The 14,619-nt window shown below is 60.1% G+C and carries 12 protein-coding genes; 10 read left to right on the top strand and 2 right to left on the bottom strand.

The annotated features are described in order from the left end of the window. Positions 1-11: 11 nt before the first annotated feature. From LOY70_RS03800 to LOY70_RS03785, 4 genes are read left to right on the top strand one after another with little or no spacing between them, the layout of a single operon-like run. A complete protein-coding gene (locus LOY70_RS03800; protein WP_265033450.1) occupies positions 12-1,028 on the top strand; it encodes an ABC transporter ATP-binding protein in 1,017 nt (338 codons plus the stop codon). After that, positions 1,025-2,014, top strand: coding sequence for an ABC transporter ATP-binding protein (locus LOY70_RS03795; RefSeq protein WP_265033448.1), 990 nt, complete (start codon positions 1,025-1,027; stop codon positions 2,012-2,014). Before LOY70_RS03800 ends, LOY70_RS03795 begins: the two co-directional genes overlap by 4 nt. Continuing rightward, positions 2,011-3,435 carry a M20 family metallopeptidase gene (locus LOY70_RS03790; RefSeq protein WP_265033446.1) on the top strand — a complete coding sequence of 475 codons (1,425 nt, stop codon included), beginning with the start codon at positions 2,011-2,013 and terminating at the stop codon, positions 3,433-3,435. The genes LOY70_RS03795 and LOY70_RS03790 overlap by 4 nt, the downstream gene beginning before the upstream one ends. Next, the gene (locus tag LOY70_RS03785; protein WP_265033445.1) at positions 3,432-4,586 is read left to right on the top strand and encodes a M20 family metallopeptidase; all 1,155 of its coding nucleotides are present in this window, start codon (positions 3,432-3,434) and stop codon (positions 4,584-4,586) included. The genes LOY70_RS03790 and LOY70_RS03785 overlap by 4 nt, the downstream gene beginning before the upstream one ends. Positions 4,587-4,833: 247 nt before the next feature. Here the strand turns inward: LOY70_RS03785 and mdeB are convergent, their stop codons facing one another. Both mdeB and LOY70_RS03775 read right to left on the bottom strand, forming a co-directional pair. After that, positions 4,834-7,530, bottom strand: coding sequence for an alpha-ketoglutarate dehydrogenase (mdeB, locus tag LOY70_RS03780; RefSeq protein WP_265033443.1), 2,697 nt, complete (start codon positions 7,528-7,530; stop codon positions 4,834-4,836). A 251-nt stretch (positions 7,531-7,781) separates the two neighbouring features. Further along, positions 7,782-8,798, bottom strand: a complete 1,017-nt coding sequence (locus LOY70_RS03775) for a 1-aminocyclopropane-1-carboxylate deaminase (protein ID WP_123342874.1) — start codon at positions 8,796-8,798, stop codon at positions 7,782-7,784. A gap of 200 nt (positions 8,799-8,998) precedes the next feature. Here LOY70_RS03775 and LOY70_RS03770 point away from each other — a divergent pair, with 200 nt between their 5' ends. The 6 genes from LOY70_RS03770 to LOY70_RS03745 all read left to right on the top strand — a co-directional run bounded on the left by LOY70_RS03770 (position 8,999) and on the right by LOY70_RS03745 (position 14,533). After that, on the top strand, positions 8,999-9,508 hold the full coding sequence (locus LOY70_RS03770) for an Lrp/AsnC family transcriptional regulator (protein WP_265033441.1): 510 nt from the start codon (positions 8,999-9,001) through the stop codon (positions 9,506-9,508). 184 nt (positions 9,509-9,692) lie between these two features. Further along, a complete protein-coding gene (locus tag LOY70_RS03765) occupies positions 9,693-10,208 on the top strand; it encodes a sigma-70 family RNA polymerase sigma factor (protein ID WP_025211730.1) in 516 nt (171 codons plus the stop codon). Then, positions 10,195-11,178, top strand: a complete 984-nt coding sequence (locus LOY70_RS03760; RefSeq protein ID WP_265033438.1) for a DUF4880 domain-containing protein — start codon at positions 10,195-10,197, stop codon at positions 11,176-11,178. The genes LOY70_RS03765 and LOY70_RS03760 overlap by 14 nt, the downstream gene beginning before the upstream one ends. A 121-nt stretch (positions 11,179-11,299) precedes the next feature. After that, entirely contained in the window at positions 11,300-13,672 is a 2,373-nt protein-coding gene (locus LOY70_RS03755) for a TonB-dependent siderophore receptor (RefSeq protein WP_265033436.1), read from the top strand. A gap of 268 nt (positions 13,673-13,940) precedes the next feature. Continuing rightward, the gene (locus LOY70_RS03750; protein ID WP_092462993.1) at positions 13,941-14,219 is read left to right on the top strand and encodes a type II toxin-antitoxin system RelE/ParE family toxin; all 279 of its coding nucleotides are present in this window, start codon (positions 13,941-13,943) and stop codon (positions 14,217-14,219) included. Positions 14,220-14,227: 8 nt separating this feature from the next. Further along, entirely contained in the window at positions 14,228-14,533 is a 306-nt protein-coding gene (locus LOY70_RS03745) for a HigA family addiction module antitoxin (protein WP_025211727.1), read from the top strand. The last annotated feature ends 86 nt before the right edge of the window (positions 14,534-14,619 follow it).

The following is a 14,619-nucleotide window of genomic DNA, read 5'->3' as shown; positions in this document are numbered from 1 at the left end:
GGAGTCCGGACATGGCACTACTCCATGTTGAAAACCTGCGCGTGGACATCCCCATGGGCAACAGTCCGACGCCGGATGACATGCTGCATGCCGTGCGCGGTCTGAATTTTGAAGTCGAGCGCGGTGAAATGCTGTGTATCGTCGGCGAATCCGGCTGCGGTAAATCCCTGACCTCGCTGGCGCTGATGGACCTGTTGCCACGCAAGGCCAAACGCACCGCGTCCCGGCTGACGCTGGACGGCATCGACATGCTCGGCCAGAGCGAGCGGCGCATGTGCGACCTGCGCGGCAACCGTCTGGCGATGATCTTCCAGGAACCGATGACCTCGCTGAACCCGGCGTACAGCATTGGCGATCAGCTCAGCGAAGTGCTGACTCAGCATCGCAAGGTGTCACGCAAGGATGCCCTGGCGCGCGCCGCGCAGATGCTGGAGAAAGTCGGTATCAGCAATGCCACCGAACGCTTGCGCCAGTACCCGCATCAACTGTCTGGCGGTTTGCGTCAGCGGGTGATCATCGCCATGGCGTTGATGTGCGAGCCGGACCTGATCATCGCCGATGAACCCACCACGGCACTGGACGTGACCATCCAGGCGCAGATCCTGCGCTTGATCCGCGACATCCAGAAAGAGTTCGGCCTGGCGGTGATCTTCATCACCCACGACCTTGGGCTGGTGGCACGGATCGCCGATCGAGTCGCGGTGATGTATGCCGGGGAAATCGTCGAAACCGCCCCTGCCCTGCAACTGTTCGAGAACCCACAGCATCCGTACACCCGTGGTCTGCTGACCAGTATTCCAATCCCTGGCCGGACCAAGCCGGGTGAGGCGCTGGGTTCGATTCCAGGCCTGGTGCCGAGCCTGGTGGGCGAACAGCAAGGTTGTGCGTTCCGCAATCGTTGCGCCCAGGCGATAGCGGCCTGCGCGCAAGACATCCCCGAAATCGAACAGGACGGCCACATGGCCCGCTGCCTGTTCGCCACACCGGCCCCGGCACCGATTCGCCTTCAAGAGAGGGCACGCTCATGAAAAAAGACATTGCATTGGAGCTGTGCGACATCCGTCGCGAGTTTCGGATCAACAAGGGTTTCTTCAAACCCGCCGCCACCCTGAAAGCCGTGGATGGAGTTTCCCTGCGCCTGATGCGTGGCGAGACCCTCGGCTTGGTAGGTGAGTCCGGTTGCGGAAAAAGTACCCTGGCCAAGATGCTGCTCGGTCTGTTGCCGCCAACCAGCGGCGATGTGCTGGTCAATGGCAAACATCTGGCGGCGACGGATCGCAAGGAAATGTCCCGGCACATCCAACCGATATTCCAGGACCCGTATTCCTCGCTGAACCCACGCAAGACGCTGCGGGAAATCGTGACCCTGCCGCTGATCGTGCATGACATTGGCAGCACCGCCGAGCGGCGCAAGAAGACCGAAGCGATGCTCGATGTGGTCGGCCTGCCCAAGCGGGTCATCGACAGCTATCCGAGCCAACTGTCCGGCGGCCAGCGGCAACGGGTGGCCATTGCCCGGGCGTTGATCATGCGCCCTGACGTGTTGATCTGCGACGAACCTACATCGGCGCTGGACGTTTCGGTGCAGGCGCAGATTCTCAACCTGCTGCAAGACCTCAAGCGCGAATTTGGCCTGACCTATCTACTGATCAGCCACAACCTGGCGGTCATCGAACACCTCGCCGACCGGGTCGCGGTGATGTACCTGGGGCGCATCGTCGAGGAACGCACGCGCGAATCGTTGTTCGCCAAACCCGGCCATCCTTATACCCGTGCCTTGCTGGATTCGGTGCTCACGCCCGATCCGCGCCTGGGCATTCCCGAAATCGGCCTGCGCGGCTCCTTCCCCAATCCGATGTCACCGCCCTCCGGTTGTGCCTTCCATCCACGCTGCCCGAGCTGCTTCGCCCCCTGCAAAACGGCCTACCCGGCCAATGATTCGATTATCGGCGGCAACGTGCGTTGCCACCTTCACGACAATCCCGCCCAAACACTGGAGCTTGTCCACTCATGAGTCGTTCACTGGCCATCAGCAACACCACCGAGCAATTTGATAACGGCGCATTTTTCAATCTGCTCGAACGTAGCGTCGCCTTGCACACCGAAAGCCAGGCAACGGACAGCCGGCCCGAGTTGTATCGCTACCTCCATGACTTCATCACCCCGCATGTCGAGGCGATGGGCTTCAGCGTCAAGATCTATGACAACCCGGTGGCAGAGCGCGGCCCGTTCATGATCGCCACACGCATCGAACATCCGGAACTGCCGACCGTGCTCAGCTACGGCCACGGTGATGTGGTGCGCGGCTATGAAGCGCAATGGCGTGAAGGGCTGTCGCCGTGGCAGGTCATTGCCGAGGGCGATCGCTGGTACGGCCGCGGCACGGCGGATAACAAGGGCCAGCACCTGATCAACCTGACCGCGCTGGAGCAAACCCTCAAGGCTCGCGACGGCAAGCTGGGGTTCAACGTCAAACTGCTGCTGGAAATGGGCGAAGAAGAAGGCTCGCCGGGCTTGAATGCATTCTGTGCCGCCCACAGTAAAGAGCTCGCCGCGGATGTTTTCATCGCCTCGGACGGCCCGCGCCTGGCGGCGTCACGACCGACGATTTTTCTCGGTTCACGCGGGGTGTTCAACTTCGAGCTGGTGGTCAATCTGCGTGAAGGCGCTCATCACTCTGGCAACTGGGGCGGGTTGCTGGCCAACCCTGGCATCATCCTGGCCAATGCCATCGCGAGCATGGTCGATGAACACGGTCGGGTGAAAGTGGCGGGCCTGATGCCCGCGACGCTGCCTGAGCCGGTTCGCCAGGCGCTGGCCGATATTGACGTCGGTGGCGGACCGGGCGACCCGGAAATCGACGCCAACTGGGGTAACCCAGAGCTTTCGCTGAGCGAAAAAGTGTTCGGCTGGAACACCCTCGACGTCATTGCCTTCAAGACCGGCAACCCGGACGCCCCCGTGCATGCGATCCCCGGCAAGGCCAACGCCCACTGCCATATCCGCTTCGTGGTGAACAGCGACTACACGACCTTTATCCCGGCGGTGCGCGCCCACCTGGATGCCCATGGCTTCAGCAATGTCGAGGTCAAGCAAAGTCGCATCGATGTGATGCATGCCACGCGGCTGGACCCGCAAAGCCCGTGGGTCAACTGGGCGCTCAGTTCCTTGACGCAGACCACCGGCAAAAAACCTGCGCTGCTGCCAAACCTCGGCGGCTCGCTGCCCAACGATGTGTTCGCGGACGTGCTCGGCCTGCCAACCTTGTGGGTGCCGCACTCGTACCCGGCCTGCTCGCAACATGCGCCGAACGAGCATTTACTGGCACCGGTGGTCAAGGAAAGCCTGCAAATCATGGCCGGGCTGTTCTGGGACCTGGGCAACGACGCGGCACGCCTGACCCAGGAACATCAGTTGCGGGAGCAGGCGCAATGAATGCCACGGCACAACAGGCGCTGGACTGGCTTGCTGACCAGCGCCAAGCCATGGAAACGCTGCTGCAGCGTATCGTCGACACCGACTCCAACAGCTATGACAAGGCGGGCGTCGACGCGGTGGGGGCGCTGCTCGCGGCTGAACTGGAAGCCGACGGCATCCTGCTCAAGCGCATGCCGGTCGATGGTTTTGGCGACGTGATGCTCGCCGAAGTGCCAGGCGAACCGGGAAAGCCGGTGTTGCTGCTGGGCCATCGCGACACGGTGTTCCCCAAAGGCACCACCGCGACGCGCAGCTACAGCCGCGATGGCAACCTCGCCCATGGCCCCGGCGTCGCCGACATGAAAGGCGGCCTGGTGCTCAATTGCTTTGCGCTCAAGGCACTCAAGCGCGCCGGCCAGTTGCCCTATCCGGTGCAGGTCCTGTACACCGGTGACGAAGAAATCGGCTCCGGCAGCGCCAGGCCCCATATCGAACAGGCAGCCCGTGCCGCCCGCGCCGTGCTCAATACCGAACCCGGCCGGGCCAGCGGTAACGTGGTCAGCGCACGCAAAGGCGGTGCCACGCTGGTCGTCGAAGTCTTCGGTCGCGCGGCGCATGCCGGGGTCAACCATGCCGACGGCGCCAGCGCCATCGAGGCCCTGGCACGCAAGATCATCAAGTTCCATGCCTTGACCGACTACCCGGCAGGCATCACGACTAATGTGGGCCTGATGTCCGGGGGCACCTCCAGCAACACCGTCGCGCCGAGCGCATCCGCGCGGCTGGACGTGCGCTTCATCGAACTCAAGCACTGGGACCGGATCTTCAGCACAATCCAGGCCATCGTCGCCGAAGAAGAACTGATCGGCACCCACGCCATCCTCAAGGAAGCGACGACCTTTCTACCGATGGAAGCCCATCACAGCGAACGGCTGTTGCACATCTACCAACAAAAAGCGCTGGCGCTGGGTTTCAGCGTCGAAGGCGAGTTCACCGGCGGTTGTGCCGACTCCGGATTCACCGCCAGCCTGGGCATTCCGACCCTGTGTGGCCTCGGGCCGGTGGGTGGCAAAGTCCATACTGATCGTGAATATCTGGAACTGGACACGCTGGTGCCTCGCGCACAGGCGTTGGTGGCGACCATCCTGGCTGTTGGCGAGAGCAGTTGAGATAACGGGGCGTCGAGATCAAAGTCCAAAGCAAGAGCAGGACACACGTCCAGCCTCTATGTAGCTGAACCACCGCTATCGCGAGCAAGCTCGCTCCCACAGGGGTTTACGGATGTTCACCGCATCTGCACACGACACAAAAACCTGTGGGAGCGAGCTTGCTCGCGATGGGGCCAGCAAGCCGACATCCCTGTGACTGACCCACCGCCTTCGCGAGCAAGCTCGCACCCACAGGATGAAGCCGACCTCAAGCGTCCCAAGGGGCCATCGAGTCAACGTCAATGGCGTAGCGTCCAATGGCCTCGGCACAGACGCTGACGTCCAGACGTCCCTCATGCACCAGCGAGGTCAGTGCACTCAGGACGATCTGGTGGCGGTCCACTTCGAAGAACCTGCGCAGTTGGTTGCGGGTATCGCTGCGGCCAAACCCGTCGGTGCCGAGCACGGTGTAATGGCCATCGAGGTAGCTGGCGATCAACTGCGGCAAGGCGCGAACGTAGTCGGTACAAGCGATGATTGGCGTCGAGTCGTGGAGGCGTTCCTGAACATGACTGCGCTTGGCAGGTTGTCCAGGATGCAGTCGATTCCAGCGCTCCACTTCACGAGCATCACGTGCCAACTCAGTGAAGCTGGTAACGCTCCAGACCTGGCTGTCGATCCCCCAATCGCTCGCCAGCAACTCGGCGGCGGCAATCACTTCGCGCAGGATGGCGCCGGAACCCAACAACTGAACACGTCCACGCGCATCCTCGACTTCATGCCGGGCAAACAGGTACATGCCCTTGATAACGGCCTGTTCTACACCGTCAGGAAGATTGGGCTGCGGGTAGTTTTCGTTCATCAAGGTGACGTAATAAAACTCGTCCACCTGGCGCTCCAGCATCTGGCGCATGCCGTGATCCAGGATCACCGCAAATTCACCCGCGAACGCGGGATCATAGGCGCGACAGTTCGGCACCATCGACGCCATCACGTGACTGTTACCGTCCTGGTGCTGCAAGCCTTCGCCACCCAGGGTTGTGCGCCCCGCGGTGGCCCCCAACAGGAACCCGCGAGCGCGCTGGTCCGCCGCGGCCCAAATCAGGTCGCCGATGCGCTGGAAACCGAACATCGAGTAATAGATGTAGAACGGCAGCATCGGCAGGCCATGCACCGAATAGCTGGTCGCCGCTGCGACCCAGGAACTGATGGCGCCGGCCTCGCTGATGCCCTCTTCGAGAATCTGCCCGTCCCGGGCTTCCCGATAACTGAGGATCGAACCAATGTCTTCCGGCTCATAACGCTGCCCCACGCTGGAGTAGATGCCGATCTGCTTGAACAGGCTGGCCATGCCGAACGTACGCGCCTCATCCGCCACGATCGGTACGATGCGTGGCCCCAGTTGCTTGTCCCGGAGCAAGCCGCTGAGCATCCGCACGAAGGCCATGGTGGTGGACATTTCCTTGCCTTGGGCGGCGATGGCAAACCCGGCGTAGCTGTCTATGTCGGGCACGGCCAATGACGCGCAGGCCGAAGGTCGCGCCGGCATGTAGCCGCCCAACGCCTGGCGCCGTGCATGCAGGTAGCGCATTTCCGCGCTGTCGTCGCTCGGTTTGAAGAAGCTCAGTGAGGTGGCCTGTTCATCGGTCAATGGCAGGTTGAAACGGTTGCGGAACGCGATCAATGCCTCACTGTCGAGTTTCTTCTGTTGGTGCACGGTCATCTTGCCCTGCCCGGCGTCGCCCATGCCGAAGCCCTTCTTGGTCTGGGCCAGGATGACCGTAGGTTTCTTGCCCTCGAGCATTGCGCTTTGATACGCGGCAAAGATTTTCACCAGGTCATGACCACCGCGTTTGAGCCGGTCGATCTGCTCGTCGGTCAGGTCTTGGGCCAAATGCGCCAGGGCTTCGTCCTGGCCGAAGAAATGCTCGCGGTTGAAGCGCCCATCCTTGGCCGCGAACGTCTGGAACTGGCCATCGACCGTGGCCGACAAGGTCCGGACCAACGCGCCGTCTTTATCCCGGGCAAATAACCTGTCCCAGTCGGAACCCCACACCAACTTGATCACGTTCCAGCCCGCACCGCCGAACAACGCCTCGAGCTCGTCGATGATGCGACCGTTGCCACGCACCGGGCCGTCCAGGCGCTGGAGGTTGCAGTTGATCACCCAGACCAGGTTATCCAGCCCTTCGCGCGCCGCCAGGGTCAACGCCGACATGCTTTCCGGCTCATCCATTTCACCGTCGCCAAACACGCCCCAGACGGTTCGCCCCGAGGTCTCTTGCAGGCCGCGGTGCTCCAGGTACCGCATGAAACGCGCCTGGTAGATCGAGCTGATCGGACCGATCCCCATGGAGCCCGTGGGGAACTGCCAGAAGTCCGGCATCAACCAGGGGTGCGGATAACTCGACAACCCCCGGGCGCCATTGGCGCGCGCGCCGATCTCTTGCCGATAGTGCTGCAGATCCTTTTCTTCCAGGCGTCCCTCGAGGAACGCCCGGGCATAGACGCCTGGCGCCGAGTGCGGTTGGTAGAACACCAGGTCACCGCCGCCGGTTTGAGTGCGCGCCTTGAAGAAATGGTTGAAGCCCACTTCAAACAAATCCGCCGCGCTGGCATAACTGGCGATGTGTCCACCCAATTCGCCGTAGGCGTGATTGGCCCGGGCAACCATCGCCAGGGCATTCCAGCGCATGATCGATGCCAGACGCTCCTCGATGGCCAGATCGCCGGGAAACACCGGTTGCTGCTCAACGCTGATGGTATTGATGTATGGGGTGCCATGGCTCGGCCGCCAGCCGATGTCCGGAGTGCTTGCCACGGCCAACAGCATGTCGAGGATCTGTTTGGCTCGGCCCGTGCCGCCATGGGCTGCGACCGAGAGCAACGCCTCACGCCACTCGGCCAGTTCTTCATCCTCGGCAGCCTGGACCGGCCATTGGGCATGGAGATCGGACAGGTTCATAGGCAACTCCTGCAGGTGTCGGGTATCACTTCAAGGTGACGCGAATGGCTCACTCGGGCGAGGCTTTTGACCTGCTCTACCGCCGCAATGACGGAGCGTCGATACGGCACGCATGGCGGTACTCCCGGCGATCGGGTTGCAGCAGCTTGCTCCGAGCGGCGATCCGAGGATGAGGCAGTGACATCCAACAGTAATGCCGACTAACCCACCGCCTCGTGAGCAAGCGCTCGCCTACAGGTCATTGGCGTGAATCAGCCGTTGCGGAACAGGAAGCTGTAGGCATTCAACGCCGGCGCCCCGCCCAAGTGCGCGTAAAGCACCTTCGAGCCTTCGGGGAACTCGCCGCGGCGGACCATTTCAATCATCCCGTGCATGGATTTCCCCTCGTACACCGGATCGGTCAACACACCTTCCAGACTGCCGCACAGGCGAATGGCTTCCAGCGTACCGTCGTTAGGCAAACCGTATTCCGGATAGGCAAACCGGGTATCGAGCACCACGTCCTCTTCGGTAATTTCGCGGCCCAACTCCACCAGTTCCGCGGTATGCCGGGCGATACGCAGGATCTGTGCCTTGGTTTTCTCTGGCTTGGCCGAGGCATCAATGCCGATCACGTTCTTCGAACGGCCGTCCGCGGCGAAACCGACGACCATGCCGGCCTGGGTACTGCCGGTCACAGAGCAGACCACGATGTAGTCGAACTTGAACCCCAGTTGTTTTTCCTGCTCGCGCACCTCCTCGGCAAAGCCGACGAACCCGAGGCCGCCATAGGGATGCTCGGAACAACCCGCCGGGATCGGGAACGGCTTGCCGCCGCGCGCAACCACGTCTTCCATGGCCTTCTCCCAGCTGGGCCGAATGCCGATGTCGAACCCTGCGGCATCCAGTCGTACGTCTGCCCCCATGATGCGCGACATCTCGATGTTGCCCACCCGGTCATACACGGCATCGGAATAATTCACCCAGTTTTCCTGCACCAGCACACACTTCATGCCCAGGTGAGCGGCCACGGCGGCCACTTGGCGGGTCTGGTTCGACTGGATGCCACCGATGGAGACCAGGGTATCGCAGCCTTGCTCGAGCGCTTCGGGAACCAGGTATTCGAGCTTGCGTGTCTTGTTCCCGCCGAAGGCCAGGCCACTGTTGCAATCTTCACGCTTGGCATACAGCTCGACCTTGCCCCCCAGATGTTCACTGAGACGCTTCAAGGGCGTGATGGGAGAAGGACCGAAGGTCAACGGATAACGTTTAAAACGATTCAGGTTCATGACTCTGCTCCTCGATTATTGAATATCCAAGCGCCGGGCCGAAAAACAAAGGCTGCATTTTCCAGGCTCTTTCAGGGGGGCTTCGATGAGTTCAATACTAAGAAGAAATCGAAAAATATGTATTGCAAATTATTAGCAATTAAAGAAACATAATTTTTAGATAAAATCATAAAACACACCTTTACTGCGTAGAAACTCATATGAACGCAATAAATACTCGCAAGAAGCCAACCGAACCAGTGTCAGTGCCGCAGCCGCTGGATCGAACCGACCGCGCCATTCTCAAGACCCTGCAGCGAGATGCTTCCATCTCCAACGTGGCGCTTGCGGAGAAGGTGAAATTGAGCGCACCGGCTTGCCTGAGACGCGTCGAACGGCTCAAGCAGGCCGGCCTGATCAAGGACATCGTCGCACTGCTGGACAATGAAGCGCTGGATGCGGGGATGGTGGTCTTGATCGGCGTGGTGCTGGACCGCTCCACACCGGAGTCCTTCGCCGCATTCGAGGCGGCCGCCCAAAAAGTCTCCGGCTGCATGGAGTGCCATGTGGTGACGGGGGAATTCGACTACTTCATGTTGATACGAACCAAGGACAGCAACAGCTTCAACCGGCTCCATGCGGAGCAATTGCTTTACCTGCCTGGGGTTCGTCAGATTCGCTCGTTCATGGGGTTGCGCCAGGTCTTGTCGACCACCCACATTCCCCTTTGAGGCTCAATTTGGCCCGATGGGTGAGGGTGCCCCATGGAGGTGATAGCGAGGAGACCGGTACATCGAGCGGGGCCGCGCACAGTACCGATCATACGATGGCCCGCCGCAAGAGGGCATTTGCTCTAACGTCCTCGGCCTGAATATAATGCGATTCATTATCAATTATGTATTTTCCGAGATGCTGATGCGCAGCAACGACACTCTGGGCAATGCCGATCTCGCGCTGCTCTATCGCAGCCACCATTCCTGGTTGCACAGCTGGCTGAGCCGGCGCATCGGCTGTCACGAAAGCGCAGCGGACCTGGCGCAGGACACCTTTGTACGTCTGCTCAAATCGCGTCAATTGAGCCCTTTGCGCGAACCCCGGGCTTATCTGAGCAGTATTGCCCGGGGACTGATGATCGATCGGTATCGCCGTCGCGAGCTCGAACGCGCCTACTTCGAGAGCCTCGCGCTGCTCCCTCCACAAGCGGCCCCCTCTGAAGAAGAACGCTTGCTGATTCTTGACAGCCTCGAGCGGATCGACCGCCTGCTGGACCTGCTTAAACCGAGAGTTCGCGAGGCCTTTCTACTCGCTCAGCTGGACGGCCTGACCTGCCTGCAAATAGCCGAAAAACTCTGCGTTTCCCGCTCTACGGTGGAACGCGACTTGGCCAAGGCCCTGCAACACTGCTATCGCTTGCGTTATGCCGAACAGTGAAGCGCAAGCGCTGGATCCGGCGGTGGTCGACCAAGCGATCCACTGGCTGGTGCGCCTGCGCTTCAATCCTGCCGATGAGCAAACCCAGCGCACGTTCGAGCACTGGCTGCAGCAGCGTGCGGAACATCGGTTAGCGTGGCAGCGTGTGGAAGCGCTTGGCGATGACTTCGCGGGCGTGCCACCTGATTTGGCCCGGCACACCCTCAAGGGCGCCCGCTCAGGCCTGCATCGGCGCCAAAGCCTGAAGCTACTGGGTGCATTGGCCACGTTGGGTGGCGCGGCCTGGCTGGGCCGCGACTACACGCCGCTGCCGGCCATGCTGGCCCAGCAGCACAGCAAGACCGGCGAACAGAAGCGCTTCCAACTCGATGATGGCAGCCTTATCCAGCTCAACAGCGACAGTGCGGTCGACAGCTATTTCAACGAACAGCGGCGCCTGATCGTTCTGCGGCGCGGCGAAATCATCGTGAACACCGGTGCGGACGCAGGCTCGGCTCAACCGCGTCCTTTCTGGGTACAAACCCGCGACGGATTGATAAGCACGCTGAATGCCCGGTTCCTCGCGTATGAGCGTGACGACGGGACCCTCATCTCGGTGCAGCGCGGCGCAGTCAGCGTATTTCCTGGATCCACTCAAACCCTTGCGGATAACAACACGGTCCAGGCCGATAATCAGCGGCTGTTCACCTCAAATGGCGTTCGTGAGTTCAAGGATAACGGCCTGGATGTATGGAGCTGGAGCGATGGGGTGATCAGCGCACGCCATATGCGCCTCGGTGATTTCATTGGGGCCTTGTCGCGCTATCGCCCCGGCCTGTTGCGCTGCGCCGAGGAAGTCTCGGGCCTGCGGGTTTCCGGCACCTTTCAGCTCGCCGACACCGACCAGGTATTGGCATTGGTTGCGCAGTCACTGCACCTGCGGATCGACTATCGAACCCAATATTGGGTGACGTTGAGCGCCGCCAGCTAAGGGTTTTCTTCGTCGCACTCAACATCAAATAAAAATGAGGTGATTTCTCATTCTCGTTCGGCATGTAAGAAAAGGCCGACCTACAGGCCGATCTGCCGATCCCCTTTTACGGAGCGAGTCAATGAGTGCGTCCCCGGTTCCCCAGCGTCATCTACTGAATCGTGCCATCCACGGTGCGATCTTCGGCGTCATCGTCAGCAGCTATGCGCTACCCACCCTGGCGCAGCCCTCGACCGTTGAGCAGACCCACCAGGTGCACCCGTGGAACATTCCCGCCGGGCCCCTGGCACCGGCGCTTGACCGCTTTGCCCGCGAGGCGGGTATCAGCCTTTCCTTCGACGCTTCAAGCGTAGCGAACCGCAATACCCGGGGCGTGAGCGGCACACTCGATACGTCCGAAGCGCTGTCATCGTTGTTGCAGGGGAGCGACATAGCGATACAGCAGCAAGGTCCGAACGCTTACTTACTGACGCCGCAAACCAAGGCAGATGCCGAACTCGAGGAGTATCGCCTTGCGCCTATCCTCGTCAATGCCAAGGCCAGGGCCGATGGCACCGAAGACCCCAACTCGGTGGTGGCCCAGGAACTCTGGGTCGGCGGCAAGGTGGCCACCAGCATCCTCAACACGCCCGCCTCGGTTTCCGTGGTCACCGACAAGGAAATGAAGCAACGCAGCGCGAGCACGACCGAAGAGCTGCTGCAATACACGCCCGGGGTCATCACCGACTATTACGGCACTGACGACCGCAACGATTATTTCCAGATCCGCGGCTTCCAGGCCACGACCTATCGGGACGGCCTGACCCTGGGTTCGATGCGCGGTGTGCGCGAGGAGCCTTTCGCCTATGAGCGCGTTGAAGTAATACGCGGCGCCAACTCGACGCTGTTCGGCCCGGCTGACCCGGGCGGCTCGGTGAACTTTGTCAGCAAGAAGCCGCGCTTCGACAAGTTCGGCCAGGGCTACGTCACCTACGGTTCTTTCGACCATGTCGAAACCGGGATCGATGTCGGCGACTCGCTGAACGAAGAAAAAACCGTGGCCGGTCGCTTCACGGCAAAGATGCAAGACAGCGATCGCGAGTACGACCACTCACGGGACGACAACAAGTTCCTGATGGGCGGCCTGACCTGGTCCCCCACGGACTTCACCTCGGCCTCGGTGATCGTGGATTACCTGAAAACCCAAAGTTCGCCCAACAGCGGTGGCTACCCGCTGGACAAGGAATACGACCGTGACAAGTTCTACGGCGAGCCCAGCTACAACTTCCACGATGTCGAACGCACCAACATCAGCGGCACCTTCAGTCATGATTTCGACAATGGCTTCGTGTTGCGCAGCAACCTGCGCTACAGCGAACTGACCGATGATTTCGGCTATGTGTTCCTCAGCGACTCCCCTACCCGCACCGGCACCACAGTCCCGCGTTATATCTTCGGCACTGACAGCGACGCCGAGCAACTGAACGGCAACTTGATGCTGCAATACGATGCCCGCTTCGAAAACATCGACAGCAGTACGTTGGTGGGCGTGGAGTACGGTGATTCTTCGACCGAGGAACGCTCCGTATATGCCACGACAGGCTCCATCGACCTGGCCAACCCGGTGTTCACGGGTGTGCCTAGCGGCGTAGCGCCTTATAGCAACGACAAGCTCGACACAAAAACCAAGGCCGTGTTCCTGCAGCAGAACCTGTCCTTCTATGAGCGCTTCATCGTCACCGCCGGTGTGCGCAACGACTCGCTGGATCTGTCCAGTACCGACATCAACAACGTAAAAGCGTCGGATAACTTCTCCGAAACGTCCTATCGCGGCGCGCTGACCTATATCGTCAACGACGAAGTGTCCACCTACGTCAGCATGGTCGAGTCGGTCTCACCACCCACGGTCGGCGTGGTCCCCAAGACAGGCAGGCAATATGAAGTGGGGGTGAAATATGCGCCCATCGGCATGGACGCGCTGTTCTCAGCGGCCGTCTACGACCTGACCCAGGAAAATGTCAGCATCGCCGTCGTACTGCCCAGCGGTGTCATCGAGCAGCAAACCGTTGGCGAATCACGGGTACGCGGCCTGGACCTGGAAGCCAAGGCTGAGCTCACCCCTAACCTGAGCCTGGTGGGTGGCTACTCCTACATGGAGTCCGAAGTGTTGCGCGGTACTTTGTACGACGGCAGTTCCCTCAAAGGGAATGAGTTCGCCACGGCCCCCAAACACTCGGCGTCGCTGTGGAGCTATTACAACATCCCCGACACCGATGTCAGCGTTGGCCTGGGTGCACGTTATGTGGGCTCCTATTACTTCGACGCCGCCAACACCGGCACCAGCGATGGCACGACGCTCTTCGATGCGGCCTTCAACTACAAACTCTTCAAAGGCACTGACCTGGCGATTAACGTCAGTAACCTGCTGGATGAGCAACATGTGGTTGGTTCGGGGACTGCGAACTACTACAACCCGGGTCGAGAAGTGACCGCTAAGTTGAGTTACAACTGGTAAAGAGCTGGCCGTTCATGATGGGGCTCGGCTTGATGCGGGTCAGTCATCGAACGGCGTAAACCGTCGGAGGGGTTAAAACCCTCCGACTTCAAAAAATTAATCATCGAAAATCATGCACTTAGAGAATATTCAACTGCCACTTTGTATCTGAATAGTTGGTTCTGAAGCGCAAGGGGCTGAGCCTGCTGACAGAAGGTCCCAACAACCAGTTGAGTATCCCAGCAAACGATGTAGACTCGCTTTAACGCATAACGTTAAGCATTAAGAGATGATAAGAAGCTTCAGATGCGCCGACACCCAAGCTCTTTTTGAAACCGGCAAAACCCGGCGCTGGGCAGCCGTCCTTTCAGTGGCAGAACGAAAGCTGGGCATGCTCGATGCTGCGGTCGATCTCAACGACCTGCGCTCTCCTCCTGGAAACAGGTTGGAGCAGCTGTATGGCGACAGGGAAGGCCAGCACAGCATCCGGGTTAACGGTCAGTACCGGATCTGTTTTGTCTGGGGCGCCAACGGCCCCGAAAATGTAGAAATCGTAGATTATCACTGAGGTGAATCATGTTTAAGAATGGCATGAGACCCGTACACCCTGGAGAAATTCTCAAAGAAGAGTATCTGGAACCGCTTGGCCTTACCGCGGCTGCGCTTGCGAGGGCTTTGCACGTTTCTGCCCCCACCGTAAATGACATTGTCTTGATGCGCCGTAGCATCAGCGCCGATGTTGCTTTGCGCCTGGCCGCCGCATTGGAAACGTCAGCGCAGTTTTGGCTGAATCTGCAGACTGCGTATGATTTACGTACAGCTGAGATTGCTAAAGGGGAACAGATTCACAGGGAAGTGGAAAAGGTTCCTCACTGCGCATAACCAGCACAAAACAGAAATTTGAGCCCAGCAAAATAGCTGGGCTTTTTGTTGGGCATACAAAGACACCACGCGTTTGCCGCAAGCGC

The organism is Pseudomonas sp. B21-054 (assembly GCF_026016345.1).
Lineage (GTDB): Bacteria > Pseudomonadota > Gammaproteobacteria > Pseudomonadales > Pseudomonadaceae > Aquipseudomonas.
Note: the sequence above shows the minus strand (reverse complement) of the source record. Positions and strands in the feature narration are given on the sequence as shown.